Here is an 18,705-nt window from a genome sequence, read left to right as displayed (position 1 = left end):
AATCAGCTCAAGTGCTGCGGCAATCAGCCTTCGATGATTTCAGCGATGGCCTGGCCAACCGCCTGGGTGGACAATGAGCCCCCCATGTCGCGGGTCACGGTGCCGCTGGCGATCACCTGCTCGATGGCCTTGAGGATCTCGTCGTGGGCGGCGCGATAGCGCTCGTCGCCCTGGCCAAGGAACTCCAGCATCAGTGCGCCGGACCAGATCATGGCAATCGGGTTGGCAATGTTCTGGCCGAAGATATCCGGGGCCGAGCCATGCACCGGCTCGAACAGCGACGGGAATTTGCGTTCCGGGTTGAGGTTGGCCGACGGCGCGATGCCGATGGTGCCGGCGCATGCCGGGCCGAGGTCGGAGAGGATGTCACCGAACAGGTTGGACGCCACCACCACGTCAAAGCGCTCCGGCTGCAACACGAAGCGCGCGCACAGGATATCGATGTGCTGCTTGTCCCAGGTGATGTCCGGATAATTGGTTGCCATGGCGGCCGTGCGCTCGTCCCAATAAGGCATGCTTACGGCCATGCCATTGGACTTGGTGGCCGAGGTCAGGCGCTTGCGCTCACGGGTCTGCGCCAGGTCGAAAGCGTACTTGAGAATGCGGTCGACGCCACGACGGGTAAACACCGACTCCTGCAGCACGAACTCGTTCTCGGTGCCTTCGAACATGCGCCCGCCCAGTGAGGAATACTCGCCTTCGGTATTCTCGCGGATCACCACGAAGTCGATGTCGCCCGGCTTCTTGCCAGCCAGCGGGCACGGTACGCCGGGGAACAGGCGCACCGGGCGAATGTTCACGTACTGGTCAAAATCGCGGCGGAACTTCAGCAGCGAACCCCACAGCGAAATGTGGTCGGGTACCTTGTCTGGCCAGCCGACGGCACCGAAGTACAGGGCATCGAAGCCCTTGAGCTGGTCGAACCAGTCATCGGGCATCATCTTGCCGTGCTCGAGGTAGTAATCGCAGCTGGCCCACTCGAAGTGTTCGAACTCCAGTGCCAGACCGAATTTGCGCGCCGCCGCCTGGACCACCCGCAGTCCTTCCGGCAGTACTTCCAGGCCAATACCGTCACCGGCGATCGCGGCGATTCTGAATGTCTTGTTCATGCTGGCACCCTTGTTGGTTCAGAGGTTGGATGTGATGCCGGCCATGCTATAAGTTGACGAAGCAAGTATAATCAGCGCAACTGTTGATACTTATTATCCGAACTGTGAACAATCTACCGAACCTGGAAGACCTCAACGTCTTCGTCCATGTCGCCCGGCGCTCCAGCTTCTCCAGCGCCGCCGCCGAACTGGGCATGTCCGCCGCCTTCATCAGCAAACGCATTCGCCTGCTCGAGAAGAACCTCGGCGTGCGCTTGCTGCATCGCACCACCCGCCGGGTGTCGGTGAGTGACGATGGCGAGCGGATTTACGAGTGGGCGTTGCGCATCCTCGACTCCGTGCAGCGCATGGGCGATGACGTCAGTGCGCAGCACCGCGAGCCTAGCGGGCAACTGCGTATCGCCAGCAGCCTCGGACTGGGCCGGCGCTTCGTCGCCCCTGCCCTTTCGGAACTGGCCGAGCGCTACCCGCAACTGGACATCCGCCTCGATGTACAGGACCGCTTGATCGACCTGATCGACGAAGGCTTCGACCTCGACGTGCGGGTCGGCAACGAAATCGATCCGCACCTCATCGCCAAGCCGCTGGCGCGCAATCGCCGGGTACTCTGCGCCGCGCCAGCTTACCTGGAACGGCACGGCACACCGCGCACACTGGCGGAGCTGGCCATACACGATTGCCTGGTGATCAAGGAGCGCGATCACCCCTTCGGGGTCTGGCACCTGCAAGGGCCGGAAGGCGAGGAACAAGTGAAAGTGACTGGCTCGCTGTCGTCCAATCACGGTGAAGTGGTGCACCAGTGGTGCATCGATGGCCGAGGCATCCTGCTGCGCTCATGGTGGGACGTGTACGACAGCCTGGAGGACGGGCGCCTCGTGCAGGTATTGCCCGAGTACAGGCAGGCGGCAGACATTTGGGCCGTGTACACGGCGCCCCTCGCCACCTCGGCCAAGGTGCGGGTGGCTGTTGAATGCCTGCGGCAGTACTTTGCCGAGCGCTACAGCCTGCCGGAAACTTGAATCAACAGGCTAAGCCCAGAGGCAACATTCAGTCAGTCCCCCGATCGCTGCGCGCCCTCAGGCAGACTTCAGCGCAAACCGCGAAACCGGGCGACTCAGGCCATAATGCTCGCGCAGGGTGGTACCCGCATAGTCCTCGCGAAACAGCCCACGCTTGCGCAGGATCGGCAGCACTTCATCGAGGAATACTTCAAAGCCCTCGGGGAACGCCGGCGGCATCACGTTGAAGCCATCGGCGGCGCCGCTGCGCAACCACTGTTCGATCAGGTCGGCAATTTGCACGGGCGTGCCCACCGGCACCCAATGCCCGCGAGCACCGGCCAGGCGGTTGATCAACTGGCGCAGGGTCGGTTGCTCGCGGTCGACGATGTCGATGATCAGCTTGAAGCGACTGGCTTGGCTCTCGCCGCCTTCAAAGTTGATCAGGTGACGTGGGAATGGTGCATCCAGGTCCTGACCGGACAGGTCGACACCCAGCAGGCGGCGCAGCTGGCCCAGCGCGACGTGCGGCAGTACCAGGTCGTTGAGTTCGTCGAACTTGCGCTGGGCTTCAGCCTCGGTGCTGCCGATGTAGGGGCTGATACCCGGGAGAATTTTCAGCTGGCGAGGGTCGCGCCCCACTGCCCTCGCCCGCGCGCGGATATCGTTGGCGAATTCGGTCGCGCTTTGCAGGGTCTGGTGGGCGGTGAAGATCGCTTCGGCATGCTTTGATGCGAAATCACGGCCATCCTCGGACGAGCCGGCCTGCACTTGCACGGGCCGTCCTTGCGGGGAGCGTGGCGAGTTGAACGGGCCCTTGACCCGGTAGTGCGTGCCCACGTGGTTGATCGAGTGCACTTTCGCACCGTTGGCGAATACCCCCGCCTCCTTGTCCAGCACCAGTGCATCGTCCTCCCAGCTGTCCCACAGGTCACCCACCACTTTCACGAATTCTTCGGCCTTGGCATAGCGGTCATGGGCAGGCGGATGTTGGTCCAGGCCGAAATTGGCAGCGGCGGCCGCCAGGGACGTGGTGACGATGTTCCAGCCGGCGCGGCCCTTGCTCAGGTGATCCAGCGCGCTGAACGAACGGGCCAGGTTGTAGGGTTCGCTGTAGGTGGTGCTGGCCGTGGCGATCAGGCCGATGCGTTGGGTCACCGCGGCAATCGCCGCCAGCCAGGTCACCGGTTCGAAACGAATGCGCAGGCCTTCGCGGTCGCTTTCGGCCAGGGATGGCGAATCGGCGAAGAAAATCGCATCGAGCTTTTCCCGTTCCGCTCTCAGTGCAAGCTGTTGGTAGTAGCCGATGTCCATGGACATTTGCGGCACTGACTGCGGGTGACGCCACGCGGCTTCGTGATGACCATTGGGGTAGATGAAGAGGTTGAGGCTGAGCTGGCGTTCGGACATTTCCTTTCTCCTGAATAGAGAGCCGTAGTTGGAGAGCTTCAGTCAGTGAATCAAAAAAAGGCAGGACGGCACGCGACTCAATGCAACTCGGCAAAGTCGCTCAACACGTCATCGCGCAGGGCGATGAAACGGCTGTCGCTGCGATTGCGCGGGCGCGGCAGATCGACATCGACAATGCGCCGGATACGCCCCGGATTGGGCTGCATCACCACCACCCGGTCGCCGAGGAAGACCGCCTCGTCCACATCGTGGGTGACCAGGATCATGGTGATTTTTTCCTTGGCCCAGATGTTCTGCAGCTCGCCCTGCAGACGTGCGCGGGTCAAGGCGTCGAGGGCGCCCAGTGGTTCATCCAGCAACAGTACGCTCGGACGATTGACCAGCCCGCGGGCGATGGCCACGCGCTGCGCCATGCCGCCGGAAATCTGGTGCGGGTAGGACTCGAGGAAATCTTGGAGGCCGACCAGTTCGATGTGTTCGCGCACGGTGTCGCGCTTCTGCCCGGCGCTCAGGGGCGAGTTCTTCAGGCCGACGGCAACGTTCTGCTCGACGTTGAGCCAGGGGAACAACCGGTGATCCTGAAAAACGATGCCGCGTTCCAGGCCCGTGCCCTTGATGGGTTTGCCATCGAGCAGGATGCGTCCGTCGAATTCTTCGTCCAGGCCGAGGATCAATCGCAGCAGCGTGGATTTGCCACAGCCGCTGGCGCCGACGATGCTGATGAACTCGCCAGGGGCGATGTCGAGATAGATGTTCTCGAGTACCTGCAATTGCGTCGAACTGCCCGGTTGGGAGGTGAACCGCTTGCTGATGTGTTCCAGGGTCAGACCGTTGCTCATGTTGCGATCCTTTTCAATGTGGCAATCAGGGAATCAAAGTGGCAATCAGCGCGCAGCGATGCCGTACAGGCGCTGCATCCGCCGCTCAAGTGTCCGGGCCAGGGCGTTGAGGCCCCATCCCACCAGGCCGATAACCACCATTGCAAACAGCACCAGGTCCATCATGAAATGTTCGCTGCCATCAATCAGCGTGTTGCCGATCCCCTCCCCCGACACCAGCAGGTATTCGGCGCCGATGGTCGCCAGCCAGCTGTAGACCAGCGCGAGGTAGAGCCCGGTGAAAATCGATGGCAAGGCGGCGGGCAGCATCACCCCGATAATGGTTTGCCAGCGGCTGAAGCCGTACACCCGCGCCACTTCCAGCAGGTTGGGCGGGACGTTACGCAAACCGTCGCAGGTGTTGACCACCACCGGCACCAGCGCGGCCAGTGACAGGAACACCACCTTGGCCACATCGCCCAGGCCGAACCACACCGAGATCAGCGGGATCCAGGCGAACAGGGAAATTTGCTTGAAGGTGTTGAAGCTCGGGCCTACCAGGCGCTCGAAGTGTCGTGAAAGGCCCAGCAGGCAACCCAGTACCAGACCCAGCGCGGTACCGATAAAAAAGCCGCTGAGGTTGCGCGCAAGGCTCGCCGAAATGGCCCGCCAGAATGTGTCCGAGTTGATTTGATCCCAGGCTGTGGCCGCGACTTTTTCCGGCGAAACGAACAGTCCCGATTCGCTCCATCCCAGGTTCGAAGCCAGCCACCACAGGGCAATCGCTGAGAGGGGCAAGACCCAACCGCGATAGCGGTGGCTACTGTTAGCTGATGACAAAGCTGCACTCATGACTGGCGTCCCCCAACCGTTGGCCGACCGCGATTGAGGCGTTTCTGCGCGTAATCGAAACTGCGATCGATCAACAGACCCAGCGTCCCCACCACCACGACGGCCGCCATCACCAAATCCAGTTGAAACAGCTGACGCCCATAGACGATCAGGTAACCCAACCCTTCACTCGAAGCCACCAACTCGACCACCACCAGCGACAACCAGGCTTTGGTGAAGCCCAGGCGAAACCCGGTAAACAGCGTCGGGATCGCCGCCGGCAAGACGATGGAGGTGACGCTTTGTCGACGGCTGAAGCCGTAGGTCCGGCCGACTTCCAGCAAGCCTTTGGGCGCCTGGCGGAACGCCTGCAAGGTACACAGGGTGATCGGCACCAGGGCGGCCTTGGCAATCAGCACATACTTGAGCGTCTCGCCGATGCCGAACAGCAGCAAGGCAAACGGCAGCCAGCCCAGTACCGGAATTTGCACCAGTGCGTTGAAGGTAGGCAGCAGGTAATCCTCCAGCGTCCGGGACAATCCCATGGCCAGACCCAGCGCCACGCCGAGCAAGGCGCCGAGACTGAATCCGACGACAACCCGCTGCAGGCTGGCCGACGCGTTCAACCACAGATCGCCGTTACCGACCAGGTCCGACAGCGCCTGGTAAACGTAGGCTGGCGGTGGCAGCACCTGCTCTGAAAGCCAGCCACGCTCCACCCCCAGGTACCACAAACCCAGTAACAGCAGCGGCAACAGCCAGGGCAAGGCCTTGTCACCCAGGCTCAAGTACCAGACCGAGTTGCGTGGCACCTCGACCTTGCGGACCGGGCGAGCGGGTGCCGGTGGAAGACGCTTGACGTTGTCGCTCGGCAATGCCGGCGCCCCATACTTCTCAAGTCTTGCGGTCTGTGCCCTGGCCATTTGCCTAGCTCCCTTGCTTGCTGGTCGTCGTGACCGCTACCGCGTTACCCGCCGGCTGCTCGCCATCCGGGCCGTAGGGCGTCCAGTAGTTTTCCAGTCCCTTGGCCTTGAGGGCTTGGTGCAAATAGCTGGTCTCGAACCAGCCATCGATACTGACCGGACGACGGATGAGTTTTTCTTCCTTGGCCTGATCCGCCACGGCCTGGTAGCGGCTGAGCAGGAAGTTGTCGACCAGCGGCGAGGCCCTGTCCCTGAGGGGGACCCCGGTGAAGTCGGCACGCAATGAATCGGCGGGGTCATTGCTCTTGGCCCATTCGGCGAAAACTTCGTCGCGATGGCTGTCGTCCGATGTCCACTTCGCCGCGTCGACCAGCGTGTCGACGACCTTTTGCACCTTGTCCGGATGCTCTTTCTCATAATCACCGCGAACCACCAACGCCGTCTGCCGGGTGTAGCGCACGTCTTGTTCGGGATTGTTGTAAACGATGTCGATCAGGCCTTTATCACGCAGCTTGAACAACTCACGCCCGCCGAACGCGGCATCTACGCCATTGGAAATCAATGCCGCCTGAGAGCTGCCGGTATCGAGATTGATGGCCTTGATATCGCGCTCGGTCAGCCCGTGCTCCGCCAGCAGATTGATCATCACCAAGTGGCCGTTGGTGCCCCGGAAGATCGCGACTTTTTTGCCTTTGAGATCCTCGATGGTTTTCACAGACGAGCCCTTGGGCACCGCCAGATAAAGATTGGCGCGCACACCCAATGCCGCCAGCAACTTGGTGTCCAGCCCGTTGGAACGCCCGACGACTGCCGGCAGATCACCCTGGTAGGCGAAGTCCAGTTGCTGGTTGGAAAAGGCCTCGTTGACCGCAGGCCCTGCCCCCTTGAAGAAGAACCACTGCACTTCGGTACCGGTACCGGCGAAGGCTTTCTCCAGCAATTGCTGATTGCGCACTATACCCAGCGTCGAACCGCTGAAGGTCACCGGGTCACCGCCGCCGGCTGTTGCTACACCGATGCGCAACACATCGGCTTCAGCTACGGGTATAGCGAGAACCACAGCCAGTGCTGCCGCGATGCGGCCTTTTTTGAACAGGCGAATGCCATTGAGCTTCATGTCAGCCTTCCTTGTACCAATGAGAGTCGCTCGTCAGGCAGCGAGGTGTTTTTTGTCGGCTTCGGTTTTCGGCGAGCGCGCGTCCGGGCTCGGCTTGAGTGCCTGGCTCAGGCGACCATCCACCCCGACCGGCACATCACCGTCGATGGTGGTGCGGCGCACGATGCGCTGGGCATCCCCGTAATCGTTGATCGCGATGTGCTGGGTGGCGCGGTTGTCCCAGATCACCACATCGCCCTCCTGCCAGCGCCAGCGCACGGTGTTGTCGACATGGGTAATACGGTCGTGGAACAGGCGGATCAGTTGTTTGGAGTCGCTGGTACTTACACCTTGGATCTGTTTGACAAAGTGCCCCAACAACAAACTTCTTTCACCCGAATCCGGATGTACTCGAACTAATGGATGTTCGGTTTCGTAGATTTGTGCGGTGAACTGTTCACGATAACGCTTGAGTCCTGATTCATCGGTATTACGCGGCACTGCGTAGTCATACAAGTTGGTGTGCAACGCGCGAAGATTATCCGCCAGTTGTTTTAACGGGTCGGGCAGATCGGCGTAGGCCGCTGCCGTATTGGCCCATACCGTGTCACCGCCAAAGGGAGGAATAACCACACCCCGCAAGATGGAAATCTTCGGGTAGTTGGCAACGAAAGTCACATCGGTGTGCCAGGAATTGGCGCGGGTTTCCTTGGCGTCCAGATGCAGGATCGCGGCGCCCTGCTCGGCGGAACGCACGGTTGGGTGTGGGACCTGATCCCCGAAGCGGCGGGAAAAGGCTTCGTGTTCGGCGTCATCCAGATGTTGGTCGCGAAAGAACAGCACTTTATATTTCAGCAGTGCCTGATTAATGAATTCGAATGCCTCGGCGCTGATGTCCCCTCCCAACTTAACGCCTTCCAGTTGTGCCCCAATTCGACCTGCAACGGGTTTGATTTGAATAGTCATCGAGCTACCTCCTGTCTCACGAGCTGTTGTGAGACAGATCATAAAGATATAAACGCAGCGATGACTAATCACAAATTATTCTAAAGATAGATTGAGCATTATATAACGAACGCATTATAGGACTGAGTTAAAAGCTATAAGCCATTGATAATGCTGACGCTGTGGCTGATGACGCTGGGGTCATTGACAATGCCGCTAGCGGCTTTGGATTAAACCGGGCGAGCAATCGCACAGATGGCATAATCGCAACCTGTTTATAACAGGGGCGTATCAATGACCATCGACAGCTACGACCAACTCGCGATCTTCGCAGCCGTGGCCCAGGAGCGCAGTTTCACCCGCGCCGCCGCGCGGCTAGGCATGTCGCAACCGGCGTTGAGCCGGGCCATGCGTCAGTTGGAAGAGCGTCTGGGGGTCCGGTTGCTTGCCCGTACCACGCGCAGCGTCTCCCCCACCGAAGCCGGTGAGCATTTGCTGCGGGTGATCGCTCCGCGGTTCGAAGAAATCGACAGTGAACTGGCGTTGCTCAGCGAGTTCCGTGACAAACCGGCCGGCAAATTGCGCATCACCGCAGGTGAGCACTCGGCGATCACGCTGCTGCATCCGGTACTGGCGAAACTGCTGCCCGACAATCCCGACATGAATATCGAAATCATCGTCGACTATGGCCTGACCGACATCGTCGCGGAGGGCTTCGACGCTGGCGTCCGGCTGGGCCAGCAAGTGGCCAAGGACATGATCGCGATGCGCATCGGCCCTGACATGCGCATGGCGGTGGTGGGCTCCCCGGCGTATTTCAGCCGATATCCCAGGCCGCTCACGCCGAGTGACCTCACGGTGCACAACTGCATCACCCTGCGTATGCCGACTTACGGCGGCCTGTTCCTCTGGGAGTTCGAGAAAGACGGGCAGGAACTGAAAGTACGGGTCGAAGGCCAACTGGTCTTCAACAATATCGCCATGCGCCTGGAGGCGGCCCTCCAGGGGTTGGGGCTGGCCTATATGCCGGAGGACCTGGTGCTGGAGCATATCGCGCAGGGTCGGCTGATTCATGTACTCCAGGACTGGTGCGAACCCTTCTCTGGCTACCACCTCTATTACCCGAGCCGGCGCCAGAGTTCACCGGCCTTTACCTTGCTGCGCGAAGCCCTGCGCTATGAGGGATGATTGGCCAGGACAGTATCGAGCGCTCCACCGGCGCGTGTGGCAGCGGCCGCATCGCCCTGGTCAGCCAACAGCCGGATCAGCTGACGCAACTGCGCAGCCGTCAGGCCGACCCTGAGGCTGGCCGCCATGTGCGAGCGCAGTTGCGGCTCGACACCGGGCGTGACGGCTAAAGCCGCGACGGTGGCCAGTTCTCGACTTTGCCAGTCGAGGTTGTCGCGCTCGAAGATGTCGCCGAACAGATGCGCCTGCAGGTATTGATTGATCACAGGGACGAAGTCGAACAACGGGCCCTGGACAGGTGCACCGGCGATGCGCGTCTGGTTGGCTTTGCCCGCCGCCAGCAGTTCATCACCGACGGGAATGCCCCGACCGGGCTCGCGCCCCGGGTCGTCCTGCACGCCGCGTTGCTTGCGCGCCTCCACCACGTTCATCAGCTCGCCGAGTGCATTGAGACTGCGCGGGAAACCGCTGTAGGCATAGAGTTGCACCAGGACTTCCTTCGCCTCGCTGACCGTCAGTCCCGCATCCAGCCCCTGGTTCAACGCGCGATTGAGCCCAGGCATGTTACTCGTGGCCATGGCGGCGGCGATCAACGGGATGGCCTGTTGCCTGGCGGACAGCGTCTCGGAAACGGTTTGGGTTGCCGGCTCGGTTTTCGATGCCTGCGAACCTTGGGCGCGGTATTGCTCGTCGCTGACTTTCTCCAGCCATTGCACGCTCTTGCCGTCCACCGAGCCCGTCACGGCCAGGTGGGTCATGGCGCTCGTCGCCGCGGCGCCATGCCAATGCTTGACACCTGGAGGACAGATAATCACATCGCCGGGACGAATTTGCTGCACAGGCTTGCCCCACTCCTGGACCAGCCCCACGCCGGAAGTCACCACCAATCGCTGTCCCGCAGGATGGGTATGCCAAGCCGAACGCGCACCCGCTTCGAAGCTGACATAAGCGCCGGATGCATTGATCTCATCCGTGGCGGGAAACAAGGGATCGACCCGTACCCGACCGGTGAAATTTTCCGAAGCGCCCGCAACCGCAGCCTGAGTGCCCGCCCGGCTGATCTGCTGCTCGATGCGCGACTCATTGGCGGTGTCTGCGCCGGCGGCGTCGGCAAAGGGAGCTGCCGCGCACACCGCAATGCCGATCAAGGTGTTTTTCATGAGGACATATCCCTTCAAGTCAGAGCGTTCTTTGGTAAAACGCGGTCAGCTGGTCCATCGCAATGTCCACATACGCAGGCACCCAGTAAGTGTCGATATGGGTCGCGCCATCGATGGTGAACAGTTTTTTGTCCTGGGTACCGGTGGCCTTGGCCAAGGCTTGTTGCGACATGTACAGGCTGTCGGCCTTGCTGCCCGCAATCATCAGCAACGGCTTGTCGATCAGCTCGATTTGATCGGTGGCATCGAAGCTCATCAGGTCCATCAAACTGCTCTGGGTGTAACGGAACGTCGAGTTGGGGTGAGCGTGGGTCTTGCCGTAGTACTCGAAGCCCTGTCGATACAGATCGAACGGCAGCTTGGCGATCTGTTCATCGGTCAGCCTGGCATCACCGACGTAAAGCACTTCCCCACCCGCCGCTTCCTGGGCGCGGGCCGCCGACGCTTGCTGCAAGCGCTGCTGAATCGTCGACCGCTGCGAATCCTGGTAGCCATTTCGGCGAACCAGCCCGGAGTTGAACATGCTCAAGGTCGCAATCGACTGGAAGCGCTTGTCGGTTTGCGCCGCCGCCAATGAATAACCGCCACCGCCGCAGATTCCCAGCAAGCCCAATCGCTTGCTGTCGACGCCGGGATAGCGGGCAATGAAATCCGCCATGCCATGGATGTCTTCGATGCGATGGGCCGGTTTGTCCATATTGCGCGGTTCGCCACCACTGGCCCCTTGATACGCCGCATCCGCCGTGATCGTGATGTAGCCCTGATCCGCCAGACGTTGGGCATACAGGCCCGCGACCTGCTCCTTTACCCCACCATTGGGGTGCGCCACGACGACCACCGGGTATTTTTTCGCCGCATCATAGTTCGCCGGGGTATAGACGTTGGCGGCAATGTCCAGGCCATCGAGTTTGTAGCTGACCGGATGGATATTGACCTTGCCCGGTTCGTTCCTGGTCAGGGCGCCACCGTAGGTCAAGGTGAATGGGTTCTGCTTGTAATCCGCAGCTTCGGCTTCGACGCCCGACACCCCGATCATGGCCGCCATCAACGAGGCTTTCAGCGTGGTTCGCAGCATAGGGATACTCCTGACATTTCAAGTGTGTGAGAGGGAGTGGCCGACAGCGCCACGTTCAATCCAGATTTTTTTCAGCGAGAAACTGCGAAACCAGATCAGCGATCTGGAGGTTGTTCATGTCCGAAAAAGGAAAGTGGCTATTGCCCTTGATACCGATCTGCGGCAGGTGAACCAGCCTGACGTCACCGCCATGGCGATTCACCGCATCGCGCCACAGGCGCGCCATCTCGAGCCGCGCGCGCCAACTGTCCTGGGCCGGCAACCGGACCGGTTGCTCGGGGATGTTGTCGCCGTAGAAAATAACGATGGGGATGCGGGTCAGCGCCTTGAACTGCTGCGCCGATACGGCCTGCCCGGCGAGTGTGTCGAAAGCGCTGGCAATCGGTGCGGGGACCTCGCCCTCGGGGAACACGAAGCTGCTGCCCGGTTCGAACGCCACGATGGCTCGCACCTTCGGGCTTTTGATCGCCGTCAGCCAACCCGGGCCGCCGCCCTGGGAATGGGTAAACAGGATGGCCGGCCCAGTCTTTTCCAACAAAGCGGAAATACCATTGGATACGACGTCAATGTCGTAAGGTCCGGTATTGGGTGTCATCGACCGAAAGAACTGCTCCAGTGCCGGCTGCCCACGGGGAAACTGACTGCCCTTGAAACTATCGGGCCACAGGCCGATGCGGAACTGGTTGAACCACAACTGCTCGTCCGGCAGCGGCTTGATCGTCGTTTCAACCAGGCTACGCCCCGCATCGCCACGGCGCGACTGGTCGATCAGGTACGTGGAGAATCCTCGCCGCAGGAAAATGTTCTGGAACCCTTCACGGCCATCGGCTGTTGTCTCCCAGGACTTCGCGGACTGCCCCGCGCCATGCAGCATGAGAATCGGCAGCGGACGCGCGTCGACGGGCACCTGATAGAACGCGTACACATGGTCGCCGTGATAGGTCTGGCCATCGGGTATCAACGGTTTATAGGGGTCGAAGGCTCCCGGCTGGGTGATCGAGCCACCGCCGGCAATGAGGCTGCCCTGCTCCTTGATGACCAGTGGCCCCTGACCCTCGGCGCTGACAAAGGCACTGGCGCCGAGCGCGAAACACAGACTGCCGGCCTTTACCGCGGCGGGCACGCATTGACGAATGAAACGCTGGATCATGGCTTGCTCTCGGTTTGATCACCCGAGAGCAAATTACCGTTCAGCGATTAATCGATAAACCGCCTTAATTACATAGCACTGATACCAGATTCACATAAGTGCGAGGAGTAAACGAGCTTGCTCGCCTACAGATCTCGATACACCGCCAACACCACTTCCAACGGGTGCCTCAACGTTCTGCTGGAAAGGCGTTTGACCTGGCTGCGACACGAGTAGCCGGTAGCCAGTGGCTCGCCTGACATGTCCTCTGCCACCCTGCGCTTCCATGATTGATCGAAAATCACCCGTGATGTCTGCTGATTACGCGTTTCATGGCCATAGGTACCGGACATCCCGCAGCAACCAGTCGCCTCCACACTCAACTGCAGATTCAGCCGCCGAAAGACTTCAACCCATTGTTTGCTGCTCGCAGGGACGTTGGTCTTCTCCGTGCAGTGGGCCAGCAGACGAAATGACCCAGGCAGGTTTCGAACAGGAGCCTCACCCAGACAATCCAGTAGCCACTCCTGAGGCAATTGGACCGCAGGCGCTTCAGCCACCCCCGGTACTTTTGCGTACTCCTGTCGGTACACCAATGTCATCGCTGGATCCAGGCCGACCAAGCGCACGCCGGAGGCTCGCAGGGCTTGAAGTTGTGCAGCATTGCGCACGGCAGCCTTGTTGAACGCCGCCAGAAAGCCCTGCACGTGAAGCGGCTTGCCATTGGGGCTGTATGGCACCAGGAAGACTTGAAAACCCATGCGCGATGCCAATTCGATAAACGATGCCAGCAATGGCGTTTCGAAATACCGTGTGAAAGCGTCTTGCACGATCACCACGCTTTTATCGACCTGGGCTGGACTCAGTTTTGCCAATCGCCGGGGCGTTGCCGGTTCGACATTCCAGCGGTCCAGGACAGCCTGGAAGTTGAAGCGACTGAGCAACGGGCTGTCGACCATGCCCGCTTTGTCGGCCAGCCAGCGCTTCACCCATGGTGCCGCCATCAGCGTGTTGTACAGGCCGGGAACCCTGGCGAAGTAAGGGATGCTGAACTCCAGCGATCCGATCAGATAGTCGCGCAGAGGCCTTAGATACCGACCGTGGTAAAGCTCAAGGAACCGCGAGCGAAACTCGGGAACATTGACCTTGATCGGGCACTGGCCCGCGCATGATTTGCAGGCAAGGCAACCGGCCATGGCTTCGTACACTTCATGGGAGAAGTCGGCTCTGCCTTGACGTTGTGCCCGGCTGTTGCGCCAGCGCTGCGGCAAGCCTTTGAGAAAGTGGGGGCGGCGCATTGATGTCGAGAGGACGTCCACGCCTGCATTGCCTTGCAGGCGCAACCATTCACGTATCAGCGACGCCCGCCCCTTCGGCGAGTGCTGTCGCTGCCGCGTAGCCTTCCATGAAGGGCACATTGCATCGTTCGGATCGTAGTTGTAGCAAGCGCCGTTGCCGTTGCAATGCACGGCCGATGCGTAACTGCTCCAGACACGCTCATCGATCTGGCGGTCAAGATCGCCACGCATGACGGCCTCATCGATCCTGATCAATGACTCGGTACTGTCCAGCGGCGTGGCAATTTTTCCGGGGTTGAATTGGTTGTAGGGGTCAAAGGCAGACTTGACCGCTTGCAGGGATGGATACAGCTCCCCGAAAAATGCCGGGGCATACTCGGAGCGAAGTCCTTTTCCATGCTCCCCCCAAAGCAAACCACCATAGCGTTGCGTGAGGGCTGCCACGCCATCGGAGATCGGACGCACCAATGCGGCCTGCCGAGGGTCCTTCATATCAAGTGCGGGGCGCACATGCAGCACACCGGCATCGACGTGCCCGAACATTCCATACTGCAGGCCAAAACTGTCCAGCAACGCGCGAAACTCGGCGATGTAATCCGCGAGGTTTTCCGGCGGCACCGCCGTGTCCTCGACAAAAGGCTGAGGCCGAATCTCGCCCTGCATGTTGCCCAGCAAACCGACCGAGCGTTTGCGCATCCCATAGACTTGCTTTACCGCCTCCTCACCCTGGGCCAACGTGTGGCCCAGGCGCTCTACGGTTTGATCCGCATGTAAATGCTCGATGAACGCAGCCACCCGGCCTTCGACTTCCGTTATGTCGTCACCATTGAACTCGACCAGGTTAATGCCCAGTGTCGGACGATCAGGATCCGCCGGAAAATATTCAGCGACGCTGTGCCAGACAATGTCTTTCATTGCCAGCATCAGTACTTTTGAATCGACTGTCTCAATCGACAACGGCTTGTGTGCGATCAATGAACGGGCATCGCGCAAAGCGTCCATGAAACTGGCGTAGCGCACATTCACCAACACTGAATATTGGGGAATGGGCAAAACGTTCAACAATGCCTCGACCACAAAGCCCAATGAGCCTTCGGCACCGCACATCACGCTGTTGAGGTTGAAACGTCCGTCTTCGCCACGGATATGCGCAAGGTCATAGCCGGTCAGGCAGCGATTGAGCTTGGGAAACCGGGCCTCGATCAGATCGGCCTGGTCGGCGTGAATGCCGCGCACGACCCGGTGAATTTCGCCAATCCGATCATCCCGTGTGCATTCACGCTCCAGTTCATCCTCAGCCAAAGGCCGGGAGTGAAGCTGTTCACCGCCGAGCACGATACTGTGCAGTTCCAGCACATGGTCGCGCGTCTTGCCGTAGGTGCAGCTGCCCTGTCCACTGGCATCGGTGTTGATCATTCCGCCAATAGTCGCCCGATTGGAAGTGGAAAGCTCTGGAGCGAAGAACAGCCCATGAGCCTTGAGCGCAGCATTGAGCTGGTCTTTGACAACGCCCGCCTGAACCCGTACCCGCCTGTTCAGTGGATCGATTTGCAGAATCCTGTTCATGTGCCGCGAAAGATCGACCACGATCCCATCGGTCAACGACTGCCCATTGGTGCCCGTGCCCCCGCCTCTGGCCGTGAGCTTTATTGCGCGATGAGCAGGTGCAGCCAGAAGCCGTGCCACGCACACCACGTCGTCTTCATCCAAAGGAAAAATGACGGCTTGCGGCAAGCGCTGATAAATCGAATTATCAGTCGCCAGGACGGTGCGACTGGCGTAATCGGTGCCCACTTCCCCCTTGAACCCCTTCGTTTTCAGGGCCACAAGAAAAGCACTGTAATCAGGTGTTGTGAGGCTCGGTGGGAGCTGGGCAATCATTGAAGAATTCTCACGAAAACGGGGACGACAACGCCAACCACGCCAATGCAATAGGCACATTGCACTGGCATGGATGACAGCCGATGGCTTTTGGAAAAGTGTTCCGGTTACTCGCCGAGGTAAGCTTTCTGCACTTGTTCGTTGTGCAGCAGTTCGTCCGCCTGCCCTTCCAGCACAATGCGACCACCGTCAATCACGTAGGCGCGCTGACACGTCTGTAGGGCAAGCTTTGCGTTTTGCTCAACCAGCAACAACGTCACCCCGCCTTTCACGCATTCGCGAATGGTCTCGAAGATTTTTTGCACAATGATTGGTGCAAGTCCCATGGAGGGTTCGTCGAGCAAGAGCAATTTAGGTTTGCCCATCAGCGCCCGGGAAATAGCCAGCATCTGCTGCTCGCCGCCTGACATGGTGCCGGCAAGCTGGAACGCCCGCTCCTTGAGCCGGGGGAAAATGCAGAACATGCGATCGATGTCGGCTTCGATGGCGGTCTTGCCGTCTGTGCGCGAAAAGGCGCCCATTTCCAGATTTTCGACGACCGTCAGCTTGGGGAAAATGCCCCGTCCTTCGGGCACAAGCGCCAAGCCTTCGCGTATCAAGTCAAAGCTCTTGATCTTCGAATGGGCTTTTCCGTCAAAGGTAATTTGTCCTGAGGTCGGCGTCAGCAGCCCGCCGAGCGTCTTGAGCGTCGTGGTCTTGCCGGCACCGTTGGCCCCGATCAAGGCAACCATCTCGCCCTCGCCCACATGAAAGTTCAGCCCCTTGATGGCCGCAATGGCGCCATAGGAAACCTTGAGATCGTTTACCTGAAGAATATTTTTCATGCTCAAGCCACCGTCTCAGTGCCCAAATAAGCCTCGATCACCCGAGGGTCTTTCTGTACCTGCGCAGGCAGGCCGTCAGCGATTTTCTTGCCGAACTCCAGCACCGTGACGTGATCGCACAAACCCATGACCAGCTTCACATCATGCTCGATCAGCAGAACCGTCTTGCCATCGCCTTTCATCTTGCACATCAACTGCCGCAGGCCTTCGGTTTCCGAGGCATTCATGCCCGCCGCCGGCTCATCCAGGGCGACCAGCAGTGGCTCCGTTGCAAGGGCACGGGCGATCTCCAGTCGACGTTGATCACCGTATGAAAGGTTTTTTGCCAACTCACCGGCAAAGCGGCCAATGCCGACGTAATCAAGCCAGTAGCGCGCCGACTCATGAATCTCGCGCTCCTCCTGGACACAGCGCCGGGTGCGCAAGATGGCACCGAACACACCGCTTTTGGTCCGCACATGACGGCCGATCATCACGTTCTCCAGCGCCGTCATGTTGTGGAACAGGCGTATGTTCTGGAAGGTACGTGAGATGCCGGCCTCAACCACTTTATGGGGTTTGCTGATCCGCAACGGCTTGCCGTTGAAATTCACCTTGCCTTCCTCGGCGCGGTACAAGCCGGTCAAGACGTTGAACAACGTGGTCTTGCCTGCGCCGTTCGGCCCCAGCAGGCCACGGATTTCACCGCGCTTGATGCTCAGGTCGATACCATGCAGGGCCTGTAGCCCGCCAAAAAACTTGCTGACTTTATTCAGCTCCAGCAGTACGTCGCTCATAGCTTATTCACCTCTTTGAGTCTGAACTCCGCTGTCGCTGGCTCCAGATGTGCTTTGGAGCTGTCCAGCACAGGTGCCGGGACCAATGGCTCGCTTTCATCTTCATGCAATTCGGCACGGCGGCGGCTCGATGGCCACAGCCCTTCCGGCCGGAAACGCATGACCAGGATCAAGGCGAGACCGAAGACCAGCATGCGCAAGGTCGAGGCATCAAGAATGTTGCGCAGCACCTCACGACTGATGAAGGTCACGTTGTCCATCACCAATGGCTGCACCCAGTTCACCAAATCGCGGAAAACCTCGGGCATGATCGACAGAATCAACGCACCCAAGACCACGCCACGAATCGATCCCATGCCGCCGAGCACCACCATGGCCAAAACCATGATCGACTCCATCAGGGTGAACGATTCCGGGCTCACAAAGCCCTGGTAGGCGGAAAACAATGCACCGGACACCCCACCGAAGGTCGCGCCCATCGCAAAGGCCAGGAGCTTGAGGTTGCGCTTGTTCAAGCCCATCGCTTCGGCGGCGACCTCGTCTTCACGCAACGCCATCCAGGCACGCCCGATGCGGGACACTTCCAGGCGCTTGGACAGGATGATCGACAGGATGACCACGGCGAGGAAGAACAGGTAGTAGCTGATGACAGGAGAAACCTGCAAACCGAACAGGCTCCACTTGGTTTGCAACGACAGGATGGCGTCCGGCGCCTGCCCGCTCGCGTAGCTCCAGGCACCGGCATCAATGTGCAACGGCGCGATCCCGGAAATGCCTTGGGGGCCGTTGGTGATGTTCACCGGCTGGTCCAGGTTGTTCATGAAGATGCGGATGATTTCGCCAAACCCCAGTGTGACAATCGCCAAGTAGTCACCGCGCAGCTTGAGCACCGGCGCACCGATCAACACGCCGCATATCGCGGCAATGACGGCAGCCAACGGAACGATGATCCACAACGGCCAGTTCAATACCCCCTCTGCCAACCCCGCCATGCTCAGGTGAGGAGACGAAAGCAACGCATACAGGTAGGCGCCAATGGCGTAGAAACCGATGTAGCCCATGTCCAGCAGACCGGCGTAGCCGATCACGATATTCAGCCCCAGCGCCAACAGCACATAGAGCATGGCAAAACCAAGGATTCGCACCCAGGTCGGCCCCAGGAAGGGTATCGCGTCGACCACGAATGGCAGCGCGATGAAGGCCAGCGCGAGCAGCGCGTATTGAGCGTAATTATTCTTCATGGA

The 18,705-nt window shown here is 59.9% G+C and carries 16 protein-coding genes; 2 read left to right on the top strand and 14 right to left on the bottom strand.

Going from position 1 to position 18,705, the window contains the following annotated elements:
- Positions 1-23: 23 nt before the first annotated feature.
- The gene (locus ACIO0C_RS18920; protein WP_008054970.1) at positions 24-1,109 is read right to left on the bottom strand and encodes a tartrate dehydrogenase; all 1,086 of its coding nucleotides are present in this window, start codon (positions 1,107-1,109) and stop codon (positions 24-26) included.
- A 104-nt stretch (positions 1,110-1,213) separates the two neighbouring features.
- On the opposite strand from ACIO0C_RS18920, the gene ACIO0C_RS18915 reads away from it, so the two are divergent.
- Entirely contained in the window at positions 1,214-2,128 is a 915-nt protein-coding gene (locus tag ACIO0C_RS18915; protein WP_401314506.1) for a LysR substrate-binding domain-containing protein, read from the top strand.
- 57 nt (positions 2,129-2,185) lie between these two features.
- On the opposite strand, the gene ACIO0C_RS18910 is transcribed toward ACIO0C_RS18915, so the two are convergent.
- The 6 genes from ACIO0C_RS18910 to ACIO0C_RS18885 all read right to left on the bottom strand — a co-directional run bounded on the left by ACIO0C_RS18910 (position 2,186) and on the right by ACIO0C_RS18885 (position 8,151).
- The gene (locus tag ACIO0C_RS18910; protein WP_401314504.1) at positions 2,186-3,517 is read right to left on the bottom strand and encodes an LLM class flavin-dependent oxidoreductase; all 1,332 of its coding nucleotides are present in this window, start codon (positions 3,515-3,517) and stop codon (positions 2,186-2,188) included.
- Positions 3,518-3,594: 77 nt separating this feature from the next.
- On the bottom strand, positions 3,595-4,356 hold the full coding sequence (locus tag ACIO0C_RS18905) for an ABC transporter ATP-binding protein (protein ID WP_401314502.1): 762 nt from the start codon (positions 4,354-4,356) through the stop codon (positions 3,595-3,597).
- A gap of 45 nt (positions 4,357-4,401) precedes the next feature.
- Positions 4,402-5,187, bottom strand: a complete 786-nt coding sequence (locus ACIO0C_RS18900; RefSeq protein WP_401314500.1) for an ABC transporter permease — start codon at positions 5,185-5,187, stop codon at positions 4,402-4,404.
- The gene (locus ACIO0C_RS18895; RefSeq protein WP_401314498.1) at positions 5,184-6,089 is read right to left on the bottom strand and encodes an ABC transporter permease; all 906 of its coding nucleotides are present in this window, start codon (positions 6,087-6,089) and stop codon (positions 5,184-5,186) included. The genes ACIO0C_RS18900 and ACIO0C_RS18895 overlap by 4 nt, the downstream gene beginning before the upstream one ends.
- Positions 6,090-6,093: 4 nt before the next feature.
- Entirely contained in the window at positions 6,094-7,206 is a 1,113-nt protein-coding gene (locus ACIO0C_RS18890; RefSeq protein ID WP_401314496.1) for an ABC transporter substrate-binding protein, read from the bottom strand.
- Between the two features lie 33 nt (positions 7,207-7,239).
- A complete protein-coding gene (locus ACIO0C_RS18885) occupies positions 7,240-8,151 on the bottom strand; it encodes a TauD/TfdA dioxygenase family protein (RefSeq protein ID WP_401314494.1) in 912 nt (303 codons plus the stop codon).
- Between the two features lie 273 nt (positions 8,152-8,424).
- Here ACIO0C_RS18885 and ACIO0C_RS18880 point away from each other — a divergent pair, with 273 nt between their 5' ends.
- The gene (locus ACIO0C_RS18880; protein ID WP_401314492.1) at positions 8,425-9,318 is read left to right on the top strand and encodes a LysR family transcriptional regulator; all 894 of its coding nucleotides are present in this window, start codon (positions 8,425-8,427) and stop codon (positions 9,316-9,318) included.
- On the opposite strand, the gene ACIO0C_RS18875 is transcribed toward ACIO0C_RS18880, so the two are convergent.
- The 7 genes from ACIO0C_RS18875 to ACIO0C_RS18845 form a co-directional block, all read right to left on the bottom strand.
- On the bottom strand, positions 9,306-10,478 hold the full coding sequence (locus ACIO0C_RS18875; protein WP_401314490.1) for a cupin domain-containing carboxymuconolactone decarboxylase family protein: 1,173 nt from the start codon (positions 10,476-10,478) through the stop codon (positions 9,306-9,308). The genes ACIO0C_RS18880 and ACIO0C_RS18875 overlap by 13 nt on opposite strands.
- Positions 10,479-10,497: 19 nt before the next feature.
- Positions 10,498-11,553, bottom strand: a complete 1,056-nt coding sequence (locus ACIO0C_RS18870) for an alpha/beta hydrolase (protein ID WP_401314488.1) — start codon at positions 11,551-11,553, stop codon at positions 10,498-10,500.
- A gap of 55 nt (positions 11,554-11,608) precedes the next feature.
- Positions 11,609-12,703, bottom strand: coding sequence for an alpha/beta fold hydrolase (locus ACIO0C_RS18865; protein ID WP_401314486.1), 1,095 nt, complete (start codon positions 12,701-12,703; stop codon positions 11,609-11,611).
- Between the two features lie 125 nt (positions 12,704-12,828).
- On the bottom strand, positions 12,829-15,861 hold the full coding sequence (locus ACIO0C_RS18860; RefSeq protein WP_401314485.1) for an FAD-binding and (Fe-S)-binding domain-containing protein: 3,033 nt from the start codon (positions 15,859-15,861) through the stop codon (positions 12,829-12,831).
- Between the two features lie 107 nt (positions 15,862-15,968).
- Positions 15,969-16,685, bottom strand: a complete 717-nt coding sequence (locus tag ACIO0C_RS18855) for an ABC transporter ATP-binding protein (RefSeq protein ID WP_401314483.1) — start codon at positions 16,683-16,685, stop codon at positions 15,969-15,971.
- A gap of 2 nt (positions 16,686-16,687) precedes the next feature.
- Positions 16,688-17,461, bottom strand: coding sequence for an ABC transporter ATP-binding protein (locus ACIO0C_RS18850; RefSeq protein ID WP_401314481.1), 774 nt, complete (start codon positions 17,459-17,461; stop codon positions 16,688-16,690).
- Complete coding sequence (locus tag ACIO0C_RS18845) at positions 17,458-18,702, bottom strand: ABC transporter ATP-binding protein (RefSeq protein ID WP_401314479.1); 1,245 nt, start codon at positions 18,700-18,702, stop codon at positions 17,458-17,460. The genes ACIO0C_RS18850 and ACIO0C_RS18845 overlap by 4 nt, the downstream gene beginning before the upstream one ends.
- Positions 18,703-18,705 lie beyond the last annotated feature (3 nt).

The organism is Pseudomonas sp. NPDC087336 (assembly GCF_044744285.1).
Taxonomy (GTDB): Bacteria; Pseudomonadota; Gammaproteobacteria; order Pseudomonadales; family Pseudomonadaceae; genus Aquipseudomonas.
This window is presented reverse-complemented; position numbering and strand designations above follow the sequence as displayed.